This window comes from Roseibacillus ishigakijimensis, from assembly GCF_016595415.1.
Lineage (GTDB): Bacteria > Verrucomicrobiota > Verrucomicrobiia > Verrucomicrobiales > Akkermansiaceae > Roseibacillus > Roseibacillus ishigakijimensis.
On record NZ_JAENIO010000026.1, the window covers coordinates 12,475 to 39,062 of the forward strand.

General features: G+C 60.9%; 19 protein-coding genes. 10 read left to right on the forward strand and 9 right to left on the reverse strand.

The window, feature by feature from the left end:
* Positions 1 to 4: 4 nt before the first annotated feature.
* Positions 5 to 3,487 carry a hypothetical protein gene (locus JIN78_RS10765; RefSeq protein ID WP_200391976.1) on the reverse strand — a complete coding sequence of 1,161 codons (3,483 nt, stop codon included), beginning with the start codon at positions 3,485 to 3,487 and terminating at the stop codon, positions 5 to 7.
* A 269-nt stretch (positions 3,488 to 3,756) separates the two neighbouring features.
* Here JIN78_RS10765 and JIN78_RS10770 point away from each other — a divergent pair, with 269 nt between their 5' ends.
* The 3 genes from JIN78_RS10770 to nth all read left to right on the forward strand — a co-directional run bounded on the left by JIN78_RS10770 (position 3,757) and on the right by nth (position 6,948).
* On the forward strand, positions 3,757 to 5,427 hold the full coding sequence (locus JIN78_RS10770) for an ATP-binding protein (protein ID WP_200391977.1): 1,671 nt from the start codon (positions 3,757 to 3,759) through the stop codon (positions 5,425 to 5,427).
* A 156-nt stretch (positions 5,428 to 5,583) separates the two neighbouring features.
* The gene (locus JIN78_RS10775) at positions 5,584 to 6,267 is read left to right on the forward strand and encodes a 3D domain-containing protein (protein WP_200391978.1); all 684 of its coding nucleotides are present in this window, start codon (positions 5,584 to 5,586) and stop codon (positions 6,265 to 6,267) included.
* 30 nt (positions 6,268 to 6,297) lie between these two features.
* On the forward strand, positions 6,298 to 6,948 hold the full coding sequence (gene nth, locus JIN78_RS10780; protein ID WP_200391979.1) for an endonuclease III: 651 nt from the start codon (positions 6,298 to 6,300) through the stop codon (positions 6,946 to 6,948).
* A 5-nt stretch (positions 6,949 to 6,953) separates the two neighbouring features.
* On the opposite strand, the gene JIN78_RS10785 is transcribed toward nth, so the two are convergent.
* From JIN78_RS10785 to JIN78_RS10795, 3 genes are read right to left on the reverse strand one after another with little or no spacing between them, the layout of a single operon-like run.
* Positions 6,954 to 7,772 carry a DUF3618 domain-containing protein gene (locus JIN78_RS10785; RefSeq protein WP_200391980.1) on the reverse strand — a complete coding sequence of 273 codons (819 nt, stop codon included), beginning with the start codon at positions 7,770 to 7,772 and terminating at the stop codon, positions 6,954 to 6,956.
* Positions 7,769 to 8,239, reverse strand: a complete 471-nt coding sequence (locus JIN78_RS10790) for a phage holin family protein (protein WP_200391981.1) — start codon at positions 8,237 to 8,239, stop codon at positions 7,769 to 7,771. The genes JIN78_RS10785 and JIN78_RS10790 overlap by 4 nt, the downstream gene beginning before the upstream one ends.
* A gap of 11 nt (positions 8,240 to 8,250) precedes the next feature.
* Positions 8,251 to 8,784 (reverse strand): hypothetical protein, encoded by a 534-nt coding sequence (locus JIN78_RS10795; protein WP_200391982.1) that lies wholly within the window; start codon positions 8,782 to 8,784, stop codon positions 8,251 to 8,253.
* A gap of 182 nt (positions 8,785 to 8,966) precedes the next feature.
* Between JIN78_RS10795 and JIN78_RS10800 the strand changes: the two genes are divergently transcribed.
* Positions 8,967 to 9,146 (forward strand): hypothetical protein, encoded by a 180-nt coding sequence (locus JIN78_RS10800; protein WP_200391983.1) that lies wholly within the window; start codon positions 8,967 to 8,969, stop codon positions 9,144 to 9,146.
* Positions 9,147 to 9,152: 6 nt separating this feature from the next.
* Here the strand turns inward: JIN78_RS10800 and cls are convergent, their stop codons facing one another.
* On the reverse strand, positions 9,153 to 10,619 hold the full coding sequence (cls, locus tag JIN78_RS10805; protein WP_200391984.1) for a cardiolipin synthase: 1,467 nt from the start codon (positions 10,617 to 10,619) through the stop codon (positions 9,153 to 9,155).
* A gap of 144 nt (positions 10,620 to 10,763) precedes the next feature.
* On the reverse strand, positions 10,764 to 11,069 hold the full coding sequence (locus JIN78_RS10810; protein ID WP_200391985.1) for an FmdB family zinc ribbon protein: 306 nt from the start codon (positions 11,067 to 11,069) through the stop codon (positions 10,764 to 10,766).
* A gap of 85 nt (positions 11,070 to 11,154) precedes the next feature.
* Between JIN78_RS10810 and JIN78_RS10815 the strand changes: the two genes are divergently transcribed.
* Both JIN78_RS10815 and JIN78_RS10820 read left to right on the forward strand, forming a co-directional pair.
* Complete coding sequence (locus JIN78_RS10815; protein ID WP_200391986.1) at positions 11,155 to 11,778, forward strand: L,D-transpeptidase family protein; 624 nt, start codon at positions 11,155 to 11,157, stop codon at positions 11,776 to 11,778.
* Between the two features lie 267 nt (positions 11,779 to 12,045).
* Positions 12,046 to 13,341 (forward strand): Gfo/Idh/MocA family protein, encoded by a 1,296-nt coding sequence (locus tag JIN78_RS10820; protein WP_200391987.1) that lies wholly within the window; start codon positions 12,046 to 12,048, stop codon positions 13,339 to 13,341.
* 51 nt (positions 13,342 to 13,392) lie between these two features.
* Here the strand turns inward: JIN78_RS10820 and JIN78_RS10825 are convergent, their stop codons facing one another.
* Together JIN78_RS10825 and JIN78_RS10830 are read right to left on the reverse strand one after the other, a co-directional pair.
* Positions 13,393 to 16,119: a phosphoenolpyruvate carboxylase gene (locus tag JIN78_RS10825; RefSeq protein WP_200391988.1), complete on the reverse strand. Its 2,727-nt coding sequence runs from the start codon at positions 16,117 to 16,119 to the stop codon at positions 13,393 to 13,395.
* 193 nt (positions 16,120 to 16,312) lie between these two features.
* A complete protein-coding gene (locus tag JIN78_RS10830) occupies positions 16,313 to 17,248 on the reverse strand; it encodes a PfkB family carbohydrate kinase (RefSeq protein ID WP_200391989.1) in 936 nt (311 codons plus the stop codon).
* Between the two features lie 140 nt (positions 17,249 to 17,388).
* Between JIN78_RS10830 and glmS the strand changes: the two genes are divergently transcribed.
* The 4 genes from glmS to JIN78_RS10850 are packed head-to-tail and all read left to right on the forward strand — an operon-like array spanning position 17,389 to position 22,835.
* Complete coding sequence (gene glmS, locus JIN78_RS10835) at positions 17,389 to 19,245, forward strand: glutamine--fructose-6-phosphate transaminase (isomerizing) (RefSeq protein WP_200391990.1); 1,857 nt, start codon at positions 17,389 to 17,391, stop codon at positions 19,243 to 19,245.
* A gap of 10 nt (positions 19,246 to 19,255) precedes the next feature.
* Complete coding sequence (locus JIN78_RS10840; protein WP_200391991.1) at positions 19,256 to 20,524, forward strand: FAD-binding oxidoreductase; 1,269 nt, start codon at positions 19,256 to 19,258, stop codon at positions 20,522 to 20,524.
* Positions 20,521 to 21,249: an SDR family NAD(P)-dependent oxidoreductase gene (locus JIN78_RS10845; RefSeq protein WP_200391992.1), complete on the forward strand. Its 729-nt coding sequence runs from the start codon at positions 20,521 to 20,523 to the stop codon at positions 21,247 to 21,249. Before JIN78_RS10840 ends, JIN78_RS10845 begins: the two co-directional genes overlap by 4 nt.
* The gene (locus JIN78_RS10850) at positions 21,246 to 22,835 is read left to right on the forward strand and encodes a hypothetical protein (RefSeq protein WP_200391993.1); all 1,590 of its coding nucleotides are present in this window, start codon (positions 21,246 to 21,248) and stop codon (positions 22,833 to 22,835) included. Before JIN78_RS10845 ends, JIN78_RS10850 begins: the two co-directional genes overlap by 4 nt.
* On the opposite strand, the gene JIN78_RS10855 is transcribed toward JIN78_RS10850, so the two are convergent.
* Positions 22,811 to 26,581: a hypothetical protein gene (locus JIN78_RS10855; RefSeq protein WP_200391994.1), complete on the reverse strand. Its 3,771-nt coding sequence runs from the start codon at positions 26,579 to 26,581 to the stop codon at positions 22,811 to 22,813. The genes JIN78_RS10850 and JIN78_RS10855 overlap by 25 nt on opposite strands.
* Positions 26,582 to 26,588 lie beyond the last annotated feature (7 nt).

Consider the following 26,588-nt stretch of genomic DNA (forward strand, 5'->3'; position numbering starts at 1 on the left):
GGGATTAAACTTCTTCCTGGGAAAGCCAGCGGAAGGAGCGGACGACGAAGCGGCGGCCAAAGCGCTCGTTGACTTCGTGTTCGAGGGCGTGCTCGTCGCTGCGGGCGGTCTCGGCGGGTTTGGCACCCAGATGGCTTTCGGGCGCGAGGTAGTCGGGCAGGCGCTGCACCACGGCCTCACAAGTGGCGGAAGCCAGGATTTGCCCGGCCTTGTTCTTGGCATCTCCGTAGGCGCGGATGACGAAGGTGTCTCCCCGCACGGTGAGGGAGTTAGCCAGGCGGTCCAGGAGGTCGCCTTGGGTGAGGTAGACTGCGGCGGCGGACTCGACATCACCGAGGGCGGCCTCGGGGTTGGCGTATTCGTAATCCTGCGCTTCGGTCAGGGAAACTTCGCGCTCGGCAAAGATGCCGTCGTTGAGGCCTGCTTGTTCAATGGCCTGCTGGAGAGCTCCCTGGCGGCTCAGAGGCGAACTGCCATTGTCCAGGCGCCGGTTGACGAATTCGGAGAGGGAGGTGAAAGGGCCGCGCTCGCGGACCACCTCGACGATGGCTTCGGCGAGGCGCTCCAGTTCATCGGGATCTAGGTGGCGGAAGCCGGTCCACCGCTCCTGGGAGCCCAGAAAGCCGGCCTTGGGATCCACCGGGCCGCTGGGGCCGTCGAGCAGGCGGGGGAAGGGGGCAAAGGCTTCGAAGAGCTCTTCCTCCATGTTGGTGGGGTCGATGACGGGCACCTCGCTTTCCCCCCCGGAGGCAAGGACGGCCTTCCACGCCTGCACCGAGGTGGAGTTCACGTTGAAGGGTGCTTTGATCATCTGGAAGGCCGCGCTGGTGGTCCAGCCTTCCGGGGCCCGGTAGAGCTCCACTGCCGAGTCCTCGCTCTGGCCCACGGGCAGATGCTGCTGGCTGCGGGAATTGAAAGGCACTTTCTCGCCACTCAGGAAATCGCTGAATTCCTTCTCATCACGCAATCCCGAGAGGAAAAAGTTGTCGTAGAAGGTGTTGTTGGCCAACCAGGAGTGGTCCAGGGTGTTGTAGTCGAAGTCGCTGCCCCGATCAATGGCCCGATTGGCTGGGATCAAAGGGTGGGCGAAGGACTCGCCGATGGTCTTGGCCGTCATGGGAAAGTGCCCTGAGGAGGCCAGATTGGCATTGCGGAACTGGGTCAAGTTGGTCGGCGGAGTGCGGGGAATCTCGATCGAGGGGTAGTTGGGGAAGCCGAGATCACTGGTCCAGCCCGAGAAGAAGAAGGTGCGTGGATCGTCCTTGGACCAGACGTTGATGGTGGCGGGATTGTTGGAGGAACCCGGGCTGCCGATGACGGGGAGGAAGGAGACCTCCATGGGCATCTTGGCCGGATGGTTCTTGGTGATGTCCATATCCAACACATTGTGGGCAAAGTTGGTATCGCGTCCGGGACGGGTGGCGTAAAGGGAGTCGTGGGCCGTGCGGGTCGCCATGGTGAAGACCGCGAACTGCTTGGGCGCGGTCCAGCTTTCGATGGGAGTGGTGTGCAAGTTGGGCTGGCTCAACTCATTGTAACGCCAGTCCTTTTCCCGCAGATAAGGGAAGCTGAATTTGCCAATGACGGGATGCTCTCCTTCCTCGAAGGCTTCGATAAGGCGCTGCTCCGTTCCATAGGTGTAGCGATAGGCCCCAATGGGCTCTGCCCGGCGCGAGTTGCCAATCTTGGCGGCGATATCGATGGTGAAGCTTTCATGGGGGCGGCCCCGGCTGTCGAGGGGCACTTTGGGCCGGATTTCCACATTGATGCTGTCGGTGGTGCGCACGCCGAAGACCCCGGTTTTGGCATCGGAGGTGCGACCCGAGGTGTCGGGATTGAGCCAATCGACCACGAATCCCGAGTTGCCGCTGTTGTAGCCGGGGCGGGTCACGATGGAGTTTGTTAAGTTGCTGCTGCCGGCCGCGTAGTAGTTGGTGATGCTGGACCAAGTGGTCCCCGGGCGGTGGTTGAGGCCAAAGACCCGGGCTTCTCCCGGCGCCAGGGTGATGGCGCCTCCTTGCGAGGCGTTGGCACTGGCCGCCAGGGTGCACTCGAAGGTGTCCTCAAAGTTCGCCGTGTGCTCGGTATCAATGTGCATCTTGGAAAGAAGGGCCGGTTCATTGACCTGCGGCTGGCCGTTGCGGAACATGCGGAAGGCCAAAGGGAGATCCTTGAAGGAAAGAGTCAGCTCATTAACTGTGATCGGCTTGGTGTAAGGATTGTGCAGAGTGACGACTGGGGTGTAGATCATGTAGACCATTTGGGTGCGGCGGGCGTCGTTGTGGGATTCTGGTATGGTTTTAAGCCAGTTGCCATGGGCTTCATGACCGACGAGGGAGAAGACGACATTGACCCGGGAGACGACGGGGAGGAGCAGGTTGCCCTCTGGGGCGACCGGAGCCGGGGTTTGCTCGCGGGTGCGGCGGTCGATTTCGAAGGGGTTGTAGTCGTCGGGCACGCTGGCGAGCAGCTCGCTGTGGGAGGAGCCGTGTTCTTTATAGAGACGATAGTATTCCCGCAAGGTGCTCATGTAGGGTTCGGCCGGAGCCAGTGCTTGCTCGTCCTGAGAGTAGGCAAACTTCCCTTCCAGTGGATCAGTTTCGCTTTCGAAGGCCACGGTCAGGTCTTTTTTGAGTCCGCCTTCCACTGGATTGGAGAGAACGCCCAGGGACCAAGGGGTCAAATCGTTGAAGTGCTCGGCAAAACTCTCGCTATTTCCTGACAAGAGCGCGCCCTGGCCGAAACTGGCCAGTTTGGCGGCCTCTGCCACCGAGGGGGCGTGCGCAATGGCTTCGAGGGTCTCCGGGCTCTGGCGGGCTGGGTTGCGCAAGCGATCGCGACCGACTTCGCTCTCGCTGGTGTTGTTGACTGCGAGTTGCTCTTCTTCCGGCAGATCGAAGCGCGCTTTTACGCTCTCGTCCACGGTGGTCCAAGCCACTCCACCCCGTCCTTGATTGAGCGAAATCACGCGAGCGGTTACCTGATCGGAACTCTCGCCTGTGGGGAGCTGAAAGAGAGGGGTGCTCTGATTACTGCGATCCAAGACTTCTTCAGGGTTGGGCTCGCGACCGAAGGAGTCCGAGTTAAGCCAGGTGATGAACTCTCCATCTGCTGTGGCCGAACTCTGGGGCGAGCGCTTGCTGCCATCCAGGTCTTGCCCACCATTGGGATCGAGGGCCAGCGATTCCCAGACGCCGGTCACTACTTGGGATTCTCCCGCGTTCAGCAAGTTGGCGGGAGCCGTGATTCGTTGGTCCGGTCCGGCGGCCTCTTGCAGCTGTCCCAGCGCCAATTGCAAAGCCAGCCGGGCATTGGCCTGGGCCTCCAGGCGGGCTTGTTCGGAGTTGCTCGACCGCAAAACGGTGGAAGACAGACTGAGAATGCCGACCGCAATGAGCGAGAGTAGCACCATCATCGTCACGGTGACGATGAGAGAAAAGCCGGGATCGTTCTGGTGGGCGGTCCGGGGGAAGGTGGAGGTCTTCATGGCTCGATAAATGGCGAGTGGTTTGAGTTGTCAGGATTGGGTAATCCGGTCTTCGTTTGTTAAAATTGCCCTAAAGCTGCGATTTGTAAATACAAAAAATGCACAGTGTTCAGGCTAGATGTGCCAACTATTTTGAGCAATCAACGTGCCTACCTCTTTTGTTTATCCGACTAAAATGTTAATTTATTCTCCAATAATCGATTCTGATGGTTGAAGGGTAGGGGATTTTTGCTGCCAAGGCTGGTGGGAATTGTTAGTTTTCAGGAAGAATGAATGAAATTCCCGCCTGGGCTCAGGAGGTCATCAATGGCTACGAGAGCGGAATTGCCGGTTGTTTTGTGCTTCATGGTAATGTCGGAGACCGGGTTCTCCTGCCGTCCGGGAGCCCGTCCGATGGCCATGGGGGTGGCGAGCACCTGGGACCTCTGCGCGACTTTCTCAAAGAGGTGCTGCTTCCCCGCTTCGAGATCATACTCATTTATAGTTTGGGAGAGGGATTGCAGGTCCTGCGCGGGAGTGAGCAGTTCGAGAAATGGGCAGGCTCGCGCGACGTCCCCTCCCAGCCCTTGGCGACCTTGCGCGCTGTGGGTGAGTTCTTGCGTTTTCAACGAAACAGCCGCCTCTTGACCGGTCGCAGTCCCCGGGTGGCCTTCGTGGTGCAAGAAGCCCAGCTGGTCGTCCCTCTCGTTTCCCAGTCCACCAGCTACGAAATCAATGCCCTCGCCAGCTTGCTCCGGGGTTGGGCGGCGGGAGGTCGGCTGCAGGAAAACGGGCAAGCGGTCTTCCTCGTGGCCGATCGGATCGCCAATCTCCATCCCGTGCTGGTGCATGAACCCGCCATTTTTTCCGTGGAGTTGCCGCTCCCTTCGACGTCGATGATGGCCCGGGCCTTGGCTTCCTTGCAGGAGGGGGCGCCCCAGGCCCTCCGGCACTACGAGGATCGCTTGCGGGCACTCGCGGAGGCGTTGCGAGGGGCCTCGCTCTCCTCTGTCGAGGCCCTCGTGCGTCGACGGCAATTTGAGCAAAAACCTCTGCTCGAAGAGGACGTGGGACGGCTCAAACGCGAGTTGGTGGAGCATGATTGCGAGGGACTCATCGAGTTTGTGGAGCCGGACCGCGATCTCTCGCAAGTCATCGGCCTGGAGGGTGTCAAGGACTGGCTTCGTGATGATTTGGCCCTTTGGCATCGGGGTGAACGCGCGGCCATGCCGATGGGCTACCTCTTTTGCGGCCCCGTGGGCACGGGCAAGACCTATCTCGCGGAGTGCCTCGCTGGAGAAGCGGGCGTGCCCATGGTTGTCATGCGCAACTTTCGCGACAAATGGGTCGGGAGCACGGAAGCCAATCTTGAAAAAATCTTTGCCCTCCTCCATGCCCTCGGCCGCTGTCTGGTGTTTGTGGACGAGGCCGACCAGGCTCTGGGCCAGCGGCAGTCGGGCAGCGGCGATGGCGGTGTGTCCAGCCGGGTCTACTCCATGATGGCTGCCGAGATGTCCGACACCCGTAACCGGGGTAAGATCGTCTGGGTCCTTGCCTCCAGCCGACCCGATCTCATCGAGGTCGACCTCAAGCGTCCCGGTCGCGTCGATATCAAGATTCCTCTTTTTCCCACCACCCGCGCCCGGGAGGGCTTCACCCTCTTGCGCGCGCTCTGCGGGGCGCGGGGACTTCCCATTCCCGAGGAGGCCTTTGCCGAATTCGAAGCGCTGGTCCCTCATCTCCTCACGCCGGGGGCTGCGGAGGCCATCGCGGTGAAGGTGTTTCGGGCCGTGAAAGCCAAAAATGCCGATCCACTGGACGCCTTGCGCGGAGCGTTGACCGGCTATCTGCCCCCGGTCGATCCCAAAATTTTGCGTCAGCAGATGAAAATTGCGGCCGAGGAAGCCAGTGAGCCGTCTTTCCTTCCCAATGAGGTTAGATCCTTGCTGGGCCTTGATTAGCGGGCCGAATGGGGGGCTTAAAATTTGTGACTTTTTCTGAAAGATTTAGAAATCCGTGTTAAAAAAGGATTTACACCGTGATTTTTTCCCCCATTTTGGCGTCCGGTTCGATTGCTTAGCGAAAGTTAAGTAATTGTTCCACGAACAAAATCACTTATGAGAATCCTCCCAATCGCGTCTGCCCTTGTCGGTCTCTCTCTCGCCCTCCTCACCAGTTGCACCTCGACTTCGGTTGCCGCAACTGCGGAAAAGGCTCCCCGGAAAGCGGCCTCCAAGACCTGGACCGAGAATGTGGGTGGCAATTTGCCTGCCGAGGCCAATGTCGCCCTGCTCGAAGAAGTGGCCCACCTCCCCAAAGACAAACACGGTTTCCCCAGCTACCCTGACGACCAGACCCACCGCGTGGTGCGGGCAACGGCCTACTCCCACATGCAGAATGAGCCCGGTGCTCCCGGTCGCATGAATGCGGAGGGCGGCATCCTCAAGTATGGCGAAGTCCGCAGCGCGGCCGCCGATTGGTCCAAATATCCCGTTGGCACCAAATTCAAAATCAAGGGTATGCCCTATCTCTACGTGGTGGACGACTACGGTTCCGCCCTGACCGGCACCAATACTGTGGACATCTTCCACCCCACTCTCGCGGGCATGAAAAAGTGGGGTCTCCGCACGATTGAAATTGATGTCATCCAGTGGGGCTCCTGGGAGCGCACCCTCGCTCTCCTCAAGGGCCGTCGTGGTTACTGGCACTGCGCCGACATGTATGCTGCTGCCGAGCGCAAGGTGAAGAGTGGCGCTGCGGTGGCTGGCTTCAGCAATCCCGGCGACGATACTCAGGGTTGATTTTTCCCCGGCATCCGCTGACCTAGCCCGATGCGCAAACAAGAACGGGCCGATTTTATTCTCAGGCGTCTCGAGGAGTTGTATCCCGAGACGCCTGTTCCTTTGGATCACAAGGACCCCTTCACCTTGCTGGTGGCGGTTCTGCTCTCCGCCCAGTGCACCGATGCCCGGGTCAATCTCGTGACCCCGGGACTTTTCGCGCTGGCGGATGAACCGGCAACCATGGCGGAGCTGGAGGTTCCGGTCATCCAAGAGGCGATCCAATCCTGTGGTCTGGCTCCTCGGAAGGCGAAGGCGATTCGCGAGCTTTCCCGGCTGCTGATGGAAAAATTCGCAGGGGAAGTCCCGCGCACCATCGCCGAGCTGGAAACCTTGCCGGGGGTGGGTCATAAAACGGCCTCGGTCGTGGTGGCGCAGGCCTTTGGCGAGCCGGCCTTTCCCGTCGATACCCACATCCATCGTCTGGCGCAGCGTTGGAAGCTGACATCCGGACAAAATGTGGTGCAGACTGAGCGGGATTTGAAAGCGCTTTTCCCCCGGGAAAGTTGGAACAAGCTTCATCTCCAAATCATCTTTTACGGTCGCGACGCCTGCACCGCCCGGGGCTGCGACGGAAGGGTGTGCGAGATTTGCCGCACTCTTTTTCCCAATCGCAAATCCCCGGTGGTGACGAGGAAGTGAGGAACTCATGACTGGGCAGAGACCTCGTCGAGCGCCTCCTCGGCTTGGTCGGCTCCCCGGTCAACGGCCTCCTTGGCGCGCTCCTGCAGGCCCTCGCGATCGAGGCGGTGGGCCCGGATCTCATCGCGCACACTGGTCACTGCGGAGCGACAGGCTTGCGACGCCCGTTGCCGGACTGCGGTCGCGGTTTTGCCGTAGAGTTTTTCTTCTTTCTCAGACTTGGGCAAAATGAGACCCAGTGCAAAGCCGGAGAGCGCCGCCCCCGCACAGAGGACGAGGGGATGGTCTTGGGTTGAGGATTGGGCCTGCCGGACGACTTCCTGGCTGGCCTGCTTGACCTCTTCCTTTTGTTCGCTGGTTGCCTGGCTGACCTTTTCCAAGGTGCGCTCGGTGGCCATGCGGGCGGGAGCGACCTTCTCGGCGGTGCGGTTGCGCACCTCGCGGGCGGACTCCCGCCCCCGCCTCCCCCAGTGGTGGAGACGTTCATTCGCTTCCCGGCCCATTTCGCGGTAACGGTCGGAGGGGGGAAGGAAGGCGCTGCCAACCGCAGCCACGCCGAGAGCCAGGGGCACCGGATTTTCCCGCACAAAGCGTCCGGCCTTGTGCCCGGCTTCCTTCAGTCCTTCGGTGGCTTGGCTGGTTTCCAAGTGGTCGAGTTTTTCGCTCATCCAGTCGTAGAGACTGCTCAAGAGTTCGTTGGGTTCGGCTTTTTCTGCCAGCTTCTGCCAAGTTGAGTCCATGCGCTGACGGGTGCTTTCGATATCATTTTCGATAGCTTCGGCATGGGCGTTTTGATCTTCGATGGGGTCGTTGGGATTATTCATGAGAGTTTTGATTCTGCCCAAGATTGGGTTGCGGAGAGCTGACGGGCGGACTTCTTGGGCATGAGAGTGCCGCTGGTCAGCTTGTTGCGAGCGCGGAGAGAGATGCCGATTCCACTGGCCAAGACCAGGGAGCCGAAAAAGAGGAAGCCAAGGAACTGCGCGATCACCGGACCCACTCCGACCAGCAGGAAGAGCTGGGCGACTCCGTAGGAAAGTCCCGCCATGGCGAGCACCATCCCCACACAGAGGAGAAAGAGACCGGCGAAGAGCCAAATCAGGTGGCGGGCGGCCTCGTGCACCTTCGTGCTGATCTCTGCCTTGGCGAGGGCAACTTCCTGCCGGAAAAGGTGGGAAGCGTCCGCAGTGAGTTCGCTCAAGAGGTGGGCGACGGGCGAGGAGGAGGCCCCCCGGCCTGCCGCCGCCTCCCTTGCGCGGGGCTTTTCAGCCAGCCTGTTCGTGGTCACCATTGTTTCGGGGGTTAGGCGGCTTGCTCAGAGTTGCTTTGGCCGACTCGGAGGAGGCGTCCGGTCACGAAGCCCGCAGCTAGCAGGCCGCCGATAACGGCCACGGGATGCTCGCGCACCACTTGCCGCATGTCGGCGAGGACTTCTTGCGAGTCCTTGCTCTCGAGATAGCCTGCCACCCGGTCCAGTCCCCCGGAGAGATGGCTGGTGCCTTTTTTCAGACTCTCCGGTTGCTGTTCATTGAGGCGGCCATCCGCTCCGTCGACCGCTCGTTGCAGATTGCGGACTTGGGCCGAAGCCTTGCTGAGATAGCCGTCGGCGTGACTTTTCAAGCGATGCCCAGTCTTCTCGGCGAGCTCTTTGCCTCGCTCCTTGGCTGTCTCCTTGGCTTGGGCAAAGACAGGGCTGCCGCTTTCATCCTCGTCCTCATGGGGCTGGGGGATGTGCTTGGGTTGAAAGTCGGAGGTGTCGTGCGGGAGGGGAGTTCCCGCTTCGATTTCCGATTCCCGATGAGTTTCCTGCGTGTTTGGAAGGTCTTGAGTTTTCATAGCGATTTTGATTAGGCAGATCGGATGCCATGATAATCAGTTCGCTTTTTATCAATGGGTTGAGCGGTCCTTGCCCGGCTCTACATGCGGGTCTTTTTTTGCAAAGTGATCGATAGCGAGAGTTCTTGGTGCACTTTGCAACGGGCGCTTGCCAGTTTTTCCGGAAGCGCTAGACTGCCGTCATGAAACTCAAGTATGCCCTCTGGCTGGCATTGCCCGCCCTCTTCCTCGGTTTGGCCAGCTGTGCGACAGAAAAGGAGCGTCAGGTCGTTTTGCCCGAGTCCGAGGAGAGTGATTTGCCTTGGAACAGCATGCGCGAGGGCGAAGGTCTGGGCCAGTTTGGTGCCTTCCAGAATCGCTAGCGTTGGCTACTGGATGGGGGCCAGCAAGCGGGCTAGCTTGGCAGCCAACTTGAAGTGAATCGGCTTGTCGAGGAATTCGTCGCGATGCACTTCCCGGGAGCAATCGAAGTCCTCGGTGAACATTCCGGCCACTTCGTATACATGCTCTTGGGCGGTGAGAATAGCCGTGATCTCGAAGTTGAGACGCAGCGAGCGGTTGTCGAGATTCCCGGTTCCGACCCCGGCGACTTGGTTGTCGATGAGGAAGGCCTTCTGGTGCATGAAGCCGTCGGAATAGCGGAAAAGCCGGATGCCATAGGGCAGGGTCTGCCGGTAGTAGGTGAAGGAAGAGAGCCAGACCAGCAAGTGGTCGGGCTTCTCCGGTAGCAGGATGCGCACGTCCACGCCTCGCAGGGCGGCTGTCTGGAGAGCGGTGAGCACGCCGTCGTCGGGCACGAAGTAGGGGGAGGCAATCCAGAGTTTCTCCCGCGCGGTATTGGCCGCCTCTGCGATGAGCAATTGGAAGGAAGGCCGCTCGTCGCTGGGCCCGGTGGGCACGATGGCGATGGAGGCATCCTCTTCCTCATGGACGCACTTCCAGTCCAGAGCCGGGATGCGGTGGGTGGCCCAATACCAATCCTCCAGAAAGACCAGCTGCACGGCCTGCACGGCGGGACCCCGCAGACGCAGATGGGTGTCCCGCCAATTGCCGAAGTGCTCATTGCGCCCGAGATACTCGTCACCGACATTGACCCCGCCGATGAAGGCGTCCCGGCCATCGATGACGATAATCTTGCGGTGATTGCGAAAGTTCAGCTGTAGGCGCGACCACCATTTGCGGGTGCGGCCGAAAGGCACGCACTCCACCCCTGCCGCAGTCAGCTCGTCGAGATAGCTATTGGGCAGGCAGTGGGAGCCGAGTTCGTCGAAGAGGAAGTGGACGCGCACTCCGGCCTTGGCCCGGTCGAGGAGGGCTTCCTTGAAGCGCTGTCCCACCCGGTCGCTTTTAATGATGTAAAAGTGGATGAGGAGATACTCCCGGGCAGTCGCAATGGCCTCGAAGATATGGGCGAAGATCTCTTCGCCATCGATGAGCAGGTCGGCATCGTTCCCCCGGGTGATGGGCATGCCGCCGAGCCGCACCGCCGTCTTGAGAAAAGGTCGGTCCGGCTCCTGGCGATGGGGCTTGATGGAGGTTTCAAGGGCATCGACCTGGGAATTCAGCAACTGGTCGTCGCTTTTCCGCGCTTGCACATAGCCTCTCAGCATATTGCGGCCAAAGACCCAGTAGAAAGGAATGGCGACCCAGGGGAAGGTCACCAGAGAAATCATCCAGGCAATGGTCGCGCTCGGGGTGCGCACCCGGAAGAGGGCGTGCAAGACATGGGCGGCCCCAATGAAATGCAGCAGCACGAGCCCGAGAATGAGGAGAGGTTGCGGAATATCCACAATCCAGAGATTCAGGCCTTTTCCCGAAATGACAAGCCCCTTCACTTGTTAGGTCTCTCTGGAACTGCGAATTGTCGGCTGCGAAGAATCGGGGACGTGGCAGCCCTGCTATTCCTTGTCTGTTCCTATTCCCATCTGGTAGAGAGTGATTTACGGGGGAGGTTGCAGATTCCCTGACTGGAAAGAGAGTCAGTCCTTCTTGGCATCGGACTTGCTCTCTTTCTTCGGCGCGCTGGCCGCCTTTTCTTTCTTGGCTCCCTCGGTGTAAGATTTGGAGCGATAATCGGTTTCGTAGAAACCTCCTCCCTTGAAAATGATGCCTCCGCCGGTGCCCAAGAGGCGCTTCACCGCACCGTCGCACTCGTCCAGAGGGCAGTCGGTGAGTTTGTCGTCACTCATCTTTTGGAAGACCTCAAAAGTATGGCCACAGGTCTGGCAGCGGTAGTCATAGTTGGGCATAATGATTTTTTGATTGTCGTGGAGGGGAATTAGCACGATTTTCCCCGCGCGCAAGCGTCTCTTGAGTGGTCGTTTGCAATCAGCCCGTTCGGGTTTATGATCATCCCCAATCCTATCATCCATGAGCTTTAAGCGAATCTTCCCCCTGGCTGGCCTTTTGGCCGCGCTTGTTTCCGTATCCTGCACCCCGGTATCGGGCCCCACGGTGGGCTCGGCGGGAGCTTCTACTGGCTACTTGGCCGGTATCCGGACCACTACCCCCTATGATGGCTCGGCCAATCCCAACGAGTCTTCTTCCTTCTGGGATGGCGATGGAGTCCCCGGCTCGCCCAAGATCCGCATCAATCTGGCGGAGCAACGGGCCTATTATTACAAAGGCAATCAATTGGTCGGAGTATCGCCGGTCTCCACTGGCATCGAAGGCCGGGTCACCCCCAAGGGTTCCTTCAAGGTGACTCAAAAGAGCCGCCATCACGAATCCTCGCTTTACGGGGTCATCCGCAATGTGGCCACTGGCGAAATCGTCAATGACGATGCCGACACCCGCAAGGATCGGCCCGGCCCGGGCGAGGTCTTCGAGCGTGCTCCCATGCCTTACTTCATGCGCTTCAATGGCGGCGTGGGCATGCACACTGGCTTCCTTCCCGGCTATGCCGCCTCCCATGGCTGCGTGCGCATGCCGGACAAGATGGCCAAGGTGTTCTTCGAGAATACCCCCATCGGCACCCCGGTCATCGTGGAATAAGGTTGTCGCCTCTATTTTGATCTCAAAAGAAAGCGCGGGTGGCTCACCTCCGCGCTTTTTTCATGCCGGGGGGCAAGGTTTTGCTTCCCGGTGTCCCGGTCCGCCTTCCGGTGATGGTCGCAAGAAGAGGGGGCTGCCGCCAGTAGGGGGTAGGTCGGACTTTTTTTTCACATCATGCAATCACCATCACGGAGGACTTTCCTCAAAATGTCGGGGTTGGCCGGGGCTTCTACCCTCGGGTTTCCAGCCATTGTGCGCGGGCAAAATTTGAACTCGAAAATCCGCGTCGCCTGCATCGGGGTCGGGGGAAAGGGCCGCAGTGACACCGAGAATGCCGCCCGCTGTGGGGGCGAAATCGTCGCCCTCTGCGATGTCGATGGCGGTATGATGGCTCCCATGGCCGCGAAGTTCCCCCAAGCCGCGAAATTTGCCGACTGGCGCCAGCTCTACGAACAAATGGGGGAGGGATTCGATGCGGTGACCATCTCGGGCCCCGATCACATGCACGGGCCCGCCGGGATTGCGGCCATGCAGATGAAGAAGCATGTCTTTTGCCAAAAACCCCTCACCCAGACGGTGTGGGAGTCGCGCATGATGCGTAACCTCGTCAAATCCTCGGGGGTGGCGACCCAGATGGGGAATCAAGGCAGTGCCGCCGATGGACTGCGCCGCTCGGTGGAACTCATTCAGGCTGGGGTGATTGGCAAACCCACCGAATTGCACGTCTGGACCAACCGGCCGGTTTGGCCTCAGGGCCTGGCGCGGCCCGGTGGTTCCGACCCTATTCCGGAGAATCTCAATTGGGATTGCTGGCTGGGCCCCGCCCAAGAGCGACCCTTCAAGAAGGATCTCTATCACGCCTTCAAGTGGCGGGGATGGACGGACTTTGGCACCGGGGCTCTGGGTGATATGGCCTGCCACACCGTCAATATGCCCTTCCGCGCGCTCAAGCTCGGCTATCCGACCAAGATTGAGTGCGAGATGTCCTCGCGGGTTTATGCTGAGACTTACCCGCTTACTTCGCGGGTGCGCTTCGAGTTTCCGGAACGCGAGGGTCTGCCGCCGCTCAAGTTCTGGTGGTATGAAGGCACTCCCGGTGGTTCCATCGATCCCATCCGGCCCTATCCCGAGCTGGTGAACGAAATCGTGACTTTGCGCGGAGGCCAGATGCCCATCAGCGGAGCGCTCATCGTGGGGGAGAAGGGCAAGCTCTTCTCGCAAGACGACTACGGGCGGGAATTCTACGTGATGATGAACGATGAGAAAGGCTACACACAAGGTGACCAACATCCGGCGTGTCAGGGTATCGAGGAGACCATTCCGCGTTCACCGGGTCATGAGGAGGAATGGTTCGCGGCCATGCAGGGTGGGCCTGCGGCTTATTCAAATTTTGAGATTGCGGCCTATTTGAACGAGGTGATTTTGCTGGGGTGCATTGCGCAACAAGTCGGGGAAGGCCATCCCATCGAGTGGGATGGGCCCAACATGCGTTCCCATAACAATGAGACCGCCACCGCTCTCGTCAAACGGGACTACCGGGAGGGCTGGGCCCCTCAAATCTGACAAGCAAGCGCCCTTCTGTCCCCGCCCGCGGGGGCGGGGGGAGTTGTTTCCTCAACCGGTTTCCTTCAAGCCTGAGGAGATGGCATTGATAGTTAGCTGAAGGGCGAGGAAGGTCTGGTTGGCGGTGCCATCCTCATTCTCAGTGGGTGAGCCCGCAGCCCGCCAGTCCTTGAGCAGAGCGATTTGCTGCCGGTGAAGCTTGCGCAGGGGCTCTTCCCGCAGGGCCAGGGTCTTGTTCATCCGTGGGCGGCGGGTGGCGAAGTCTCCGCCAAGGAAAGTGCCCACTTGCTCGCGGGTGCGTTGGAATTCCTCCCGCACGGTCGTCAGGATTCTCTCCCGCAAGGCGTCGTCTTCGCAAAGGGCGGCGTAGCTCTCGATGAGGTCGAGGTTGGCACTGGCCAGGGAGGTTTCCACATTGGTAAAGACATAGCGGAGAAAGGCGATGTCGCTGAAGGATTCCTGGAGCTTGGCGTAGGTGTCTGGATCTTCTTTTTGCAGGGTCTCCAGGCCGCTGCCAACGCCGAACCAGCCGGGGAGGTAGAAGCGGGACTGGGTCCAGGAGAAGACCCAGGGGATGGCCCGCAGATCTTTCAAGGAGGGCTTGCCGGTGCGCCGGGACGGACGCGAGCCAAAGGTGCCGACCTCCAAGGCATCGATGGGGGTGGCGGAACGGTGGAAGGTGATGAAGTCCTCGCTGGTGAGCAGGGCGCGGTAGGCTTGCGAACTGGTTTCGGCCAAGCGGTCGAGGGTGGGGTGGAATGCCTCCGGCACGCCGGTGCGCTGGTCTTGCATCGCCACCGCTTCGCTCACCCCGGCCATGAGAAGTTCGAGGTGGTAGTGGGCGTTGCCCTCGTGGGAATATTTGCGTGGAAGGACTTCTCCTTGCTCGGTCAGGCGCACCGGGCCAGTGAGGCAGCCGGGAGGGAGGGCGCGCAGAAACCACTGGGTGGGACCGGCTCCGCGACCGATGGTGCCGCCGCGACCGTGGAAGAACTGGGGCTCGAGGTAACGCTCGCTGAGCGCTTCCGCCATCTGCTTCTGGGCCCGGTGGATGCCCCATTGGCTGGCAAAGACCCCGGCATCTTTATTGCTGTCGGAGTATCCCACCATGGCGGGCTGGAGGCTTTCCCCGCCTCCGGACATCAGGTCGCGGTAGCGGCCCAAGATGTCGGCGGCTGCTGCCAGGTCGTCCCCGGTCTCGAACAAGGGGCTAACGGGGAGGCGCGAGCGCCAGAAGCCGTCCACGTAGTCCGCCAATCCGGCCTCGCGGGCGAAGAGGTGCATCACGAGCAGGTCGGAGACTTGCCGGGTCATGGAAATAATGAGCTGACCCAGGGAGTCGGGACCGGCCAACTTCTCTTGTTCGGCGACCACCCGCAGATAGCCGAGGATGTTCTCGGCCTCTTCGGGGAGCTCGCTGTTGATGGAGAGGAGGGGGCGGCGGTTGGCCAGCTCGGCGAGGAGAAACTCCACCCGCTGTTCCTCGCTCCAGTCCGGGAAGTTTTCTCCGTCCTCAATGCCCAGGCTTTCGAGGATAGCCGCGAGGGCCTGGTCGTGGCTGCTGGAGTTGTTGCGGATGTCCAGCTTGGCGAGGTGAAAGCCGAAGACTTCGTTGAGGAGTAGGAGGGGCTCGATCCACTCGCGCGCGGCCAGCTTGGCGCCGGCCTCGCAGAGAGTCCAGCGAGCCAGTTCGAGGTCTTCCTGGTAGTCCTCACTGGTGGCATAGCCTCCAGAGGTTTGGTTGAGAGAGCGGTCCATTTTTTCCCGCACCAGGTAGAGCCAGCAGCGCCAGCGCTCGGCTTCATTGCGCTTGGCGATGGCCGTGCCTGCGTCGCCGAGCTCGCGGGTGAGGCGAGCGATGCCCTCTTCCAGCGCGGGAGGGACGGTGACAAAGGGGATGCTTTCGGTGAGGGCTTCCGCCGACTTGCGGCAGGCCCGGCGATGGAGCCGCAGGGCCTGATAGCGCATTTCCGCAAAGGTGTTGCGGGTGACTTCTGGGGTGACAAAGGGGTGGCCGTCGCGGTCGCCTCCAATCCAGCTGGCGAAGCTGATGCGGGGATAGGCCCGTGCTTCCCGCAGATTGGCCAAGGACCAGCCTGCCGCCTCCCAAGCGACTTCCAGAGAGCGGTTGAGCCGGATGACCACCTCGGGGAAGACCTCCCGCAGATAGTAGAGGGCATTGCGGCGTTCGTCGGCGATGGTGGGACGTTCGACAAAGATTTCGCCCGTTTGCCAGAGACTTTCGAACTCCGCGCTCAGGCTGTCGCGCACGCGCTTTTCGCGCAGAGGATCGAGGCGGGCATCTTCCCACTCGGCGAGGCGGTTGTAGATGGCGAGGTGCTTTTCGCGCACGAGGGGGCGTTTGGCCTCCGTTGGGTGGGCGGTCAGCACGGGCTCCACTTCGACTTTGCGAAAGGCCTCAAGGGCCTCTTCTTCGCTGAGGCCCGCTTCCTTCATGCGGGCAATGACGCCGGGCCAGAGTCCGCGGATGGTTTCGGGGCCAAATTCGGCCCGGCGGATGGCGCGGAACCGCCAGGCCACGCGCTCTTCCACGATGTTGAGGATTTCAAAGGCCAGGGAAGAAAGCTGGGCCGCTTCGGCCGCGTCTTCGGGATTGTCTTCCAATGGGGAGGTCTCTCCGAGCCAAGGAAGGCGCGAGACGGATTCTTTACTGAGAGGCAGGGCCCCTGCGAGGGTTGAGGTCACTTCCCGCAGCTCGTCTTCGAGGGCTTGGAATCCGCGGTCAAAGTAGGCTTGGTTCAATCCTTCGTTTGGCATGGCTCTAGTTCAGCGGAAAGCAGCTTTCGTGCAAGGTTTTGCTTTCCGGAACCGCGCCTTTTGAGGGAAGTGGGAGAAAAAAGGGGGCCTATCGGTTCTTGCGGAGCCCGACCCCCAACGGAGTGCGGGCCGGAGAGGGCAAAAAAAATCGGGCTCTCAGGGAGAAAGCCCGCTTGTTGAGGGGAGAAAGCTCTTACCAGCAGCTCATCTCGCGGAAGAGCTGGAGACGGCGATTGAGTTCGGCTTCATCCAGTTTTTCCAGGCGGCGGGTGGAGAAGTCTTCGCAGGTGTAGCTGGCGAGGACGGTGCCGCGCACCACGCCGTCGCGCAGTTCGCTGAAGGAGAATTCGGTCTTGCCGAGGGAGGCGAGGTAGCCGGCCAGACCGCCGAGGAAGGAATCTCCGGCGCCGGTGGGATCGGCCACTTCTTCCAAGGGGAAGGCATTGCAGCGGAAGATGCCGTGGTTGTCCTCGGGAGGACCGAAGAGCACGGCTCCGAATTCGCCCAACTTGATGATGACGTAGCGGGGGCCTTTCTCGCGCAGGATCTTGCCGGCCTTGATGAGATTGCTGGTTTGGGCGAACTCGCGGGCTTCGCTCTCGTTGATGACGAGGAGGTCGGCTTTTTTGAGGACCTCGTGGAGGGCGTCATTTGCGATTTCGATCCACAGGTCCATGGTGTCGATGAGGACAAATTTGTCGGCTGCGGTGCAGGCCTCGATCATTTGCATCTGATTGACGGGAGACATGTTGGCCGCGACCACAATGGGGCTCTCGGCGGCCTTGCCGGGCACTTTGACCGACCAGTTTTCCAAGACGTTGAGGGCAACGGTGTGGGTTTTGCGGTCGTTCATGCTATTGAAATACTCTCCCGTCCAGGTGAAGGAGGCGCCCTCGGAGTGTTCCAGAGAGCCTTGTTCAATGCCTTTGCCCGCGAGCATTTCCAGGTGCTCGGAGGGGAAGTCTTTTCCCACGATACCCACCAAGTGAACGGGTTTGGCGAAAAAGGAGGCTGCCAGCGAGGCGAAAGAGGCAGAGCCGCCGAGGAGGTCCTGGTGTTCGGCCTCTGGAGTTTTGACATTGTCGATGGCTACGGTGCCACCCACCACGATGGGAAGAGTTTCGCTCATGGCGGGAAGCCTTGAAGCAAAGGCTTGGAGAACGAAATCAAAAAAAAGGAAAATTGTCCTCAGGCTGGTGAGTTTTGCCAGTGGATAATTGACGCTTGGTCCCTTGGGGCGAGCTGTTAAAAGCGCTCGCCAAGGATATTATGTGTGGAATCGTCGGATACAGCGGAACTCAGCCTGCCGCGCCCATTTTGCTCAACGGCCTCAAGCGTCTCGAATACCGGGGATATGACTCGGCAGGCTTGGCCTTGGTCTCTCCGGAAGGAATCCGGGTCGAGAAGTCACAGGGGAAAGTAGCCAACCTTGTCGAGTTGCTGGGCGACTATGCCAAGGAGCCTTCCTTGGGAGAGGCGACCTCGGGAATCGCCCACACCCGCTGGGCGACCCACGGGCCGCCCACGACCGTGAATGCCCATCCCCACGCCGCCCGGCCTGCTGGCGAAGAGGGGAATCGCGTGGCCCTCGTTCACAATGGCATCATCGAGAATTACAAGGCGCTCAAGGCTCGCCTGGAGGCCGCAGGGCGGACTTTTCTTTCAGAAACCGACACCGAGGTGCTCGCACACTTGGTCGATTCCTACTACGAGGGCAATCTGGTGGAAGCGGTCACCAGGGCACTCAAGGAGGTCGAAGGCACCTTCGGGGTGGCCAGCGTGGCGGTGGATGAGCCCGGGGTGATGGTGGTGGCCCGGCGGGGAAGCCCCATTGTGATTGGCTTGGGCGAGGATGAAACCCTGGTGGCCAGCGATGCCGCTGCCATCCTGCGCTACACCCGCCAGGTGATCTACCTCGACGACAATGATGTCGCCCGCATCGAGGGGCCCAAAGTGGAGATTCGGAGTCTCGATGCCCTGCCGGTCACCCGGGAAGCGACTCAAATCGATTGGTCGGATGATGCGGCGGAGAAAGGGGGCTATGCCCATTACATGCTCAAGGAGATCTTCGAGCAGCCGGAATCCATTTGGAATACCATTCGCGGGCGCATGGATGCTGATCGGGGCAATGCCGTGCTTTCCGGGCTCAATCTCAATCCCCGTGATCTGGCGGATTTGCAGCGGGTTCTTCTCGTCGGTTGTGGCACGAGCCTGAATGCGGGTCTGGTGGGGGAGTATGCCATTGAAGAGTTCGCCGGGCTCTTGGCCGAGGTCGAGCAAGCGGCCGAATTCCGCTACCGCAATCCCATCGTCGGGGCCAAGGATTTGGTGTTGGCCATTTCTCAAAGCGGAGAAACCGCCGATACCCTGGCAGCGGTGCGCGAAGCGGTGGACAAGGGGGCGTTGGTTGCAGGCCTGGTCAATGTGGTGGGCTCGACCATCGCTCGCGAAACGGGGCGGGGCATCTATCTCCACGCCGGGCCGGAGATTTCCGTGGCGTCCACCAAGGCTTTCACCTCCCAGGTCAGTTGCCTCCTCATGATCGCCCTCAAGTTCGCCCGGGCCGCCCGCATGTCGCGCGAACGCGGGGTGCAATTCGTGCGTGAGATTGAGGCTATTCCCGAACAGGTCCGTCAGGTGCTGGCCCTCAATGACGAGATTGCCGAGATTGCCGCCAACTACACCTCTGCGGAGAACGCCTTTTTCATCGGCCGGGGCTTCATGTATCCGGTGGCGCTTGAGGGAGCTCTCAAGTTGAAGGAAGTCAGCTACATCCATGCGGAGGCCTTTCATGCTGCCGAGCTCAAGCATGGCTCCATTGCCCTCCTGACGGAGGAGGTCCCGGTGGTCGCGCTGGCTCCGGTGGGTCCGGGCAAAGACAAGACTCTTTCCAACGTCGCGGAGTGCCGGGCCCGGGGCTCGAAGGTGTTGCTGGTGGCTACCGAAGGGGATGAGGAGGTCGATGATTACGGCGATCACATCATCCGCATTCCCGCCGCTCCGCTGCACACTGCGGTCATTCCTGCCGCCGTGGCTCTCCAGCTTTTTGCCTACCACGTGGCCCGCTTGCGGGATTGTGCCATTGATCAGCCCCGCAACCTCGCCAAGAGCGTGACCGTGGAGTAGCCTGCCGACGATGAAAGGAATGGAATCCTGGGGGCGCTATCCCAAGCTGGCTACGGAGAAGGCCTATTGCTGGTGGTTGCAGGACGTGAGCTTGCAAGAAAACCAGCTGCCGGTTGGCTTGGGGCGTAGCTATGGAGACTCGGGACTGCCCCGGGAAGGGGGAACTGCTCTCGTGATGGAGCCTTGCCAGCGCTTGGTTAGCTTTGACGAGGCGACCGGAGTCCTGCGGGCCGAGGCCGGGATTTCCTTGGGGAGTCTGCTGCAATGGGCGGTGCCCCGGGGTTGGTTTTTGCCTGTGGTGCCGGGCACCCGCCACGTCACCTTGGGCGGGGCCGTTGCCAATGATATTCATGGGAAGAATCATCATCGCGACGGCACCTTTGGCTGTTGGGTGGAGAGCTTTTCTCTCTCTCGCCGCGAGGGCGGCTGGCAAGAAGTGGCTCCCGGGGAAGATTTATTTGAGGCCACCATCGGGGGGCTGGGCCTCACCGGCGTGATGGGGGAAATCTCCCTGCGCCTGCAAAAAATTCCGGCAGGGGGAGTCATCGAGCAGGAAACGTCTCGCTTCAGCGACTTGATCGAAGCCTGCGATCAGCTCGAAAAGCTGGATGAGGAATCTCCCATGACGGTGGCTTGGCTGGACCTGGGGAGCCGCGACCGGGTTTCGGGAGTGGCGATGGGGGGGCGCTTTGTGGAAAGTGAGAAAGAGGCCCGGCTGCGTTCTCCCAAGCTTTCGGTGCCCGTGACAGCACCTGAGTTTTTGCTGAATCCCCTCAGTATCTCAGCCTTCAATCGCACTTACGACTGGACTCGTCGCAATGGGACCACCCGGGTGGGCTATCCTTCCTATTTTTTCCCCCTCGATGGGGTGGGCCATTGGAACCGCCTCTACGGCAAGCGTGGCTTTCTGCAATACCAATTTGTGGTCAAGGAGCGAGAGGCTCTCATTGCGGTGGTGGACGCGGTCTTGCAGTCCCGCCAACGTCCTTTCCTGAGTGTTTTGAAGAAGTTCGGCGATCGGCAGTCGCCGGGTTGGCTATCATTCCCGCAGCAGGGCTGGACCCTGGCGATGGACTTTCCCATGCGGGGAGAGGAGACCCTGCAGCTGCTGGCGAGGATGGACGAGATCGTGCGGGTGGCGGGGGGACGGCTCTATGCGGCCAAGGATGCCCGCATGGAGGGGGACTTTTTCCGCGAGAGTTATCCGGACTGGCAGCGGCTTGAAAAATGGCGGGATCCGGCCATCATGTCCGCGTTTTGGCAAAGAGTCAGCTCATGAATACCACCGTTATTATCGGCGCCAGCTCGGCATTGGGCGAGGCTTTGGTCCGCTTGTTGGCGGAGCAAGGTGAAGCTCTCTTTCTCACGGGGCGCGACGAGGCCAAACTGGCCAAGATTGCGGAGGACGCCCGCCTCCGTGGCGCGGCGCGGGTGCGCACCCGGGTGCTGGATCTTCAGAGCTGGGATGGCTCGGTGGATTTTTTGCGGGAGGTCGGCCAGCTTGCGGCCGTGGTTTTGACCCCGGGGATTCTGAGCGATGAAGAAGGGGATTTTGCCACTTGGCAGAGGGAGGTGTTGGTCAATTTCACCGCAGTCGCCTACCTCGCACGGGAGTCTTGCTCGCTTCTTGGGGAGCAGCGCAAGGGCGGCTGCCTGCAGGTGGTCGGGTCCGTGGCCGGAGACCGGGGCCGCCAGTCCAACGGATTCTATGGCGCGCAAAAAGCCGCGCTGGCCACCTATCTGGAAGCTCTCGCTCATCGCGCCGCTTTGGAACATGCCGAGGTGCGGGTCCAGTTGATCAAGCCCGGGATGGTGCGCAGCGCGATGACGGCCCACTTGCCCGACTCTCCCCTCTTTTCGCCACCAGAAGCGGTGGCCGCAGTGATGGCCAAGGCCCTGCGTAAGCGGAAACGGGGAGTGTTCTACGCGCCTTCCTGGTGGCGGGCGGTGATGACGATCATTCGACTCGTGCCCGGAGTGATTTTTAAGAAAACCAAACTGTGATGCGGTTTTCTCCTGTTCTGGGCTGGGTCTTGGCTTACCTCGTTCTGGCCTTTCTTTTTCTCAGTCCGGAGGTGGGTAACCACAGTGAGGCGGAGGACGCTTTTACTTATGCGCGGGAGGTGGAAGTGGAGGGCTATCGCGAGATTCTCCATCCCCATCACCGGCTCTATCACCCCTTGATAAAGGCCGTTTACGAGCTCTCCGGAGCGGAGCGTTCTTACCCGGTGTTGGTGGCGGTCAGTCAGGGGGCGGCCCTCTTGGCCTTGTTTTTTTTCTCCCTCCTCTTGCGAGAATTGGGAGTGAAGGGCGAGGGGAGGCGCTTTGTCTTTGTGGCGGGCTTGGCCTTTAGTTACGGCTTCTGGCGTTACACCCACGAGGTGGAGGCCTACACCGTGGGCAGTGCGGTGGCGATGATGATCTTGTGGCTGTTCTTCCGTTGCCGGGGGGCTTGGCGGGGAGTGGTGATGGCGGTGGGCCTGGTCCTCGCCCTCAATGTCCACCGGGCCCTCGGGCCGCCTTTGCTGCTGGCGGGGGGAACTTTGCTTGTGGGTCAGAAGGAGTGGCGGAGTCTGGCGCTCTTTGTGATCTCGGCGGGGGGGCTCTATCTCGCGGCCGAGTGGACGGCCGGGCAAGTGGGGGAGCCCTCGAGGCAAGGCCCGGAATTTTCTGGTTTTTTCTATGAAGAACAAACCGTGGAGCGGAGCCAGGACCGGGCGGGGACCAAGTTGAGCCCTGCCTCTTTGCCCAAGGCTGCTATCGGGCTGGGCTCCAGTGTGGTGGCCACCAACCTGCTGATGGGAGTCGATCCGGTTTTCGAGTTTTTGCAGAAGCGACTCTTTCCCTATCGCTTTTTGCAGGAGGAGCGCCTCCTGGCGCAGGGGCAGCCGATCTGGTTTCAGGCTCTCTGGGCTCTATTGCTGGTGGCCACTTTGGCGGGAATCGCTTTCTTCCTCTGGCAGGTGGTCCGGGATTGGCAGCAGTGGCGGACTTGGGCTCCGGCGTCCTGGGCCCTCCTGGTCGCGACGGGAGGCTACGCGGGAATGATTGTGATTTTTGAACCCGGGAATCCGGAGATGTGGCTGTTGGGGGTGCCTTTCTTTTGGCTGGTTGCGGCTCTGTTGATGCGCGCGGTTTCTACTCGCAGTCTCGCGGTTTGGACTGTTGTTTTTGCAGGCGGCAACTTTTTGGGCGGAATGGCGCTCCTGGCCGAGGAGGAGAAGGATTATCACTTCGTGACGTCTCGTTTCATTCGGGCCGAGGGGCGCCCCCAGGACTGGTATCTTCTTGGCTATCGGGGAGCCGTGCAGGCTCGCTTCGTGCGCTATCGGGTGGGAGCCTTGCAGGTGGTCCCTCTCCCGCGCGAAAGTGAGAAGTTTGCCTCATTTTACCACGAGTTGACCGGAGAATTATCCCGGGGGCGCCGGGTTTTCGTTCACACCACGGTGTTGGAGCGGCCGGCTTCCTTCGGGGTTTCCCTGGCGGATTTCGGGCTTTCCTACCGGCCAGGGCCCACGCCCGGGGGAGGAGGAGAAATTGTTCTCGCTGCTCCCGGGGATGAACCTCACTCGGTGAACTCGGCCCGGTAGAAACTCTTTCCACTGGGAAGGGTGACTTCGATTTCGACCTCTCCGGAGGGGGTGGTGGATACCTCTCCTGCGGACACGGGGAGGGGGCTGAAGGTGGTGAGATCGGGGCTCTCCCACAGGGCAAGGCGCAGGGTGGCGCGGTTGCTGGCCGGGTCGACGGTCACGAGGCTGAAGTCACCGGCCAGCCCTCCCAGATCTTCTGCGGACACCAGACCCCGGGAGCGATCTAACTCCTGCAAATCGGCCACCAGGCTCGGCTGGGCCTCTTCCCAGTCGAAGCCGAGGCTGCGGGCGAGGTATTCCGGCCAGTCGGCCAGGCCATCGCCATCGGCATCGGCGGTGGGGGAATAGGCCAGACCGGTGAGGGTCACTGCGGTGGTGGGGTGGGCGGAGTCATTGGAGCTGATGATGAGGGTCACTTCGCGGGGACCGCTCGTTTCTCCCACCGGCGACATATGCAGCTGGAAGGAGAGGGATTGGCCGCTGGCAAGGTCCGGGCTGGCCGCCAGACTGGGGGCGGTGAGGGCGAATTGACTCGTCTGCGGGCCTCCCAGGGTGATGGTGTAAAGGTCGAGGGCTTCCGTGCCGGTATTGGTGATGTGGAAGGTGAGGTCGCGGATCTCGCCCATCGGGGTGCCGGGCAGGAGAGGATAGCTCGCGCCCGGGCTGAGGCCCAGCCCGCTCGCATCTTGTAAGGACAGCTGGCGAAGCCCATCGGTTAGAACCTCGAAAAAATAGACTGCACCCGCCCAGTATTCGGGCTCGAATTCAGAGGCCTCTCCCAGCAAGACGCGGTTGCCCGCGTGGGCCATTTGGAGAGAAAAGTTTAAAGACTGGATCGTTCCGCTGAAGAGGGTGCCCTCGTTTTGCCAGTTGTCATTGGGATTGAGCAGGTGGAGTCGGGAGGTCTGGTCGCTATTGAAGGAGCCGATCAGGGCCGATTGATGGGACAGGGAGACGGCAGAGCCAAAGAAGGCACGATTCTCCCGGGGGGCGGCCACGATTTTCCGTTCTTCGGTCCAGCTCTCGCCGTCATGGCGGAAGAGATAGGCCGCTCCTTCCGAGAGGCTGGAGCTCGTGGGGTCGCTCTCTTCACGAGGTGCTCCCACGAGGAGTTGGTTGCCTTGAAGGGAGAGGGCCGCACCGAATCCATCGAATCGAGTGCCATCGCTGGCGGTGAGGACAGTTTGCTGGGTCCAAGTTCCGCTCGCGCGGGAAAAAATGAGGACCCCTCCTTTGTTTTCCGAGCCTCCTTGAGGTGACCCGATGGCGGCGATTTCGCCTTCCAGCGCAATGCTGTCCGCATAGGTGAAGTCCTCATAGCTGGCGCTCGCGGCATCGGGCTGCAAGGTGGCTTCCAGATGCCATTGCTGCCCTTGACGGGCAAAGACCAAAGCGCGATTGTCCGAGGTGGTGGTGAGGAAGCGATTCCCCGAGAGAGCGAGCTGTCTCCCGAAATTCGCCCCTCCTTCCCATTCTTGTGCGGACAGACTCTCCGCTGCCTGCCATTGACCGTCTTCGCGGAGAAAGGGAATGATGCTCGGTTCAAACAGATTTCTACTCGTTAGCACCGCGGTCCCGTTCTCCAAAGCGACCGAGAAGCCGAAGAAAATCGGCTCCGCAGCTGCAGGCAGCCGCAACGTTCCGGATTCTACCCAGCTTCCGTCTGTGGCTTGGTGGAACAGATAGCCTATTCCGCGCGCAAAGTTGTCGCCTGGCGCGCCGATGAGGGCGTCTTGGCCGGAGAGTGCCACCGAGAGGCCGAGTTGAGTCGGGTAATTGAACACTGCGGAAACGTTGGGTGTGTTCAGAAACCCGTCGGGGAAAGAAAACTGGATGACTAGGCCTTGTCCTTCCCCCTCCAAGGGTGCTCCCGAAAGCAGATGGTCGGGCTCAAGAAGGACGGATCTTCCTAGTCCAGATTCTGGGCGGATTTCGAGTCCGAGGGGAATGGGGAGAGACCAGGCACCAGCTGTGCGTTGGGAGAACCAGACTGTCCCGTAGCGGTCACCGATGGCCAGGCGATCGCCCAACAGGCTCAAGGATTCGCCAAACTGAAGGTCAACTTCTTCGGGGAGATCGGGTGCGAGCTTGCTGGTCTGATTCCAGCTGGCACCGCTTTTGTTGTAGAGGTAGACCGCTCCGTCGGGCGTAGGGCTGTCGTTGCTTCGGTTGGGCGCCCCCACCGCAATGGTGGTGCCGGAGAGGGCGACCGAAAAGCCGAAGCGGGCGCTGGGCTCCGGATCGGAGGGGACGAGTTTGGCTTGTTGGTTCCAGGAGGAGCCGCTGCGGGTGAAGACGTAGGCCGAGCCATTGGCAGAAGAGTCATCCCCTACCACGAGGGTGGAGCTCTCCAAGGCGAGGGAGGTTCCGAAATCACCCGAAGTGCTATCGCTCGGGACGATTCGCTGGCTCATGGTCCAAGTCGTGCCACTGCGGGTGAAGTGGTAGACCCCCGCGACTGCTTCGCCAGGAGCTCCCACAAAGGCCGAGTTGCCACTGAGAGCGACTGCGTTTCCAAAGAATCCGTCGATTTCGGAGTTGGGGGAGGTGAGGACGGCCTGGCGCTGCCAATTCTCTCCATTGCGGACGAAGACATAGGCGCGCCCGGTGGCATCAGGCCGGATGGCGCTATCTTCGTAAGCACCTACCAGAATGGTGTCGCCGGAAATGGCCACGGAATGTCCGAAAGCGCTGAAGGGGACCAAATCGTCAGAGCTCAGTTCGGCCTGCCATTCCCAGTAGCCGGCCTCATCGCGGACGAAGACGAAGGCTGCACCGCGGTTGTCATTTCGCCACTCGGCTCCCACGACCAGAGTGTCATTCGAGAGGGCCAGCGCGTTGCCAAAGCGCTCATTCGCGGCGGTGCGTGTAGTTTGGCCGGTCACCGTTCCCCGGGAATTGGTGATGAGGGGGTCGACGGTGACGGGGTAACTGGCTCCGGCGTCGTGGAAGGCCAGGTGGATGTGGCCCGCGCTGGTGGCCGTCATGCGGGCAGGGAGCTCCCGGCCACGGGAATCGAAGACGAGCAATTTGGAGTAGGTGAAGGCGGGAGTGGACTTGTTTTGCAGCAGAAGCTGGTTCCCGTCTCCCTCGCTGGCGTGCAGGCCCTCGAGCGCGATTTCGAGAGTGACCTCGTCCCCGGCGCTTTGCGGACGGTGGGATAAAGTGAAGCCTTGTTCCAGGCCTTCGGGACGGTTGCGGTACCACTCCACCAAGCCGTCGGGGTGGTGGAACTCCACTTGTTCCTGGTCTCCTTCCCTCAGGATGGGATCCGGTCGGCTGCCCAGGTGTTTACCCGCCAGTTTTTGCAGGCGCAGGGAGCCTTGGCGAGTCGCGCCGGGCCGCAGAGGATGGGCGAGGTCGAGAGCCACTTCTCCGGGGCCAAAGCGGGCCCCCAGCTGGTTGCCGGGGTTCCAGGTCTCGTAGCGAAAGCCTTCCGCTTCGTCAGGGACTTCACGGATGCGCAGGCGGGCTTTCTGCAAGACTTCATTGAGCGACTGATCGGCCAGCAGCGCGGAGTCCGGGCTGCTGGGAGAGCTCGGGGCGAACAGGTCGGTTGGTGCTGCCTCCGGGGTGGCTTGGGGTGACTTTTGAGATCGGAGCAGAGGGGGAACCTCTTCGGAGTGTGTCAGGTCAGCTTCCGCGGGCTTAGGAGCAGGAGGCTGGAAGGGGCGGCTCGGGATGCTGAGGAAGAGTGCCACGCCCAAGGTGGCAATGAGCAGGAAGAGGCGGGGGGTTTTCATGAGGTTC

Bases quoted from the DNA above. Each gene is read 5' to 3' on its own strand.
- JIN78_RS10790 (WP_200391981.1), bottom strand. From the start codon at position 8,239: ATGGTGACCACGAACAGGCTGGCTGAAAAGCCCCGCGCAAGGGAGGCG.
- glmS (WP_200391990.1), top strand. From the start codon at position 17,389: ATGTGTGGAATCGTCGGATACAGCGGAACTCAGCCTGCCGCGCCCATT.
- JIN78_RS10785 (WP_200391980.1), bottom strand. From the start codon at position 7,772: ATGAATAATCCCAACGACCCCATCGAAGATCAAAACGCCCATGCCGAA.
- JIN78_RS10855 (WP_200391994.1), bottom strand. From the start codon at position 26,581: ATGAAAACCCCCCGCCTCTTCCTGCTCATTGCCACCTTGGGCGTGGCA.
- JIN78_RS10830 (WP_200391989.1), bottom strand. From the start codon at position 17,248: ATGAGCGAAACTCTTCCCATCGTGGTGGGTGGCACCGTAGCCATCGAC.
- JIN78_RS10845 (WP_200391992.1), top strand. From the start codon at position 20,521: ATGAATACCACCGTTATTATCGGCGCCAGCTCGGCATTGGGCGAGGCT.
- JIN78_RS10825 (WP_200391988.1), bottom strand. From the start codon at position 16,119: ATGCCAAACGAAGGATTGAACCAAGCCTACTTTGACCGCGGATTCCAA.
- JIN78_RS10795 (WP_200391982.1), bottom strand. From the start codon at position 8,784: ATGAAAACTCAAGACCTTCCAAACACGCAGGAAACTCATCGGGAATCG.
- JIN78_RS10770 (WP_200391977.1), top strand. From the start codon at position 3,757: ATGAATGAAATTCCCGCCTGGGCTCAGGAGGTCATCAATGGCTACGAG.
- nth (WP_200391979.1), top strand. From the start codon at position 6,298: ATGCGCAAACAAGAACGGGCCGATTTTATTCTCAGGCGTCTCGAGGAG.
- JIN78_RS10840 (WP_200391991.1), top strand. From the start codon at position 19,256: ATGAAAGGAATGGAATCCTGGGGGCGCTATCCCAAGCTGGCTACGGAG.
- JIN78_RS10815 (WP_200391986.1), top strand. From the start codon at position 11,155: ATGAGCTTTAAGCGAATCTTCCCCCTGGCTGGCCTTTTGGCCGCGCTT.
- JIN78_RS10765 (WP_200391976.1), bottom strand. From the start codon at position 3,487: ATGAAGACCTCCACCTTCCCCCGGACCGCCCACCAGAACGATCCCGGC.
- JIN78_RS10800 (WP_200391983.1), top strand. From the start codon at position 8,967: ATGAAACTCAAGTATGCCCTCTGGCTGGCATTGCCCGCCCTCTTCCTC.
- JIN78_RS10775 (WP_200391978.1), top strand. From the start codon at position 5,584: ATGAGAATCCTCCCAATCGCGTCTGCCCTTGTCGGTCTCTCTCTCGCC.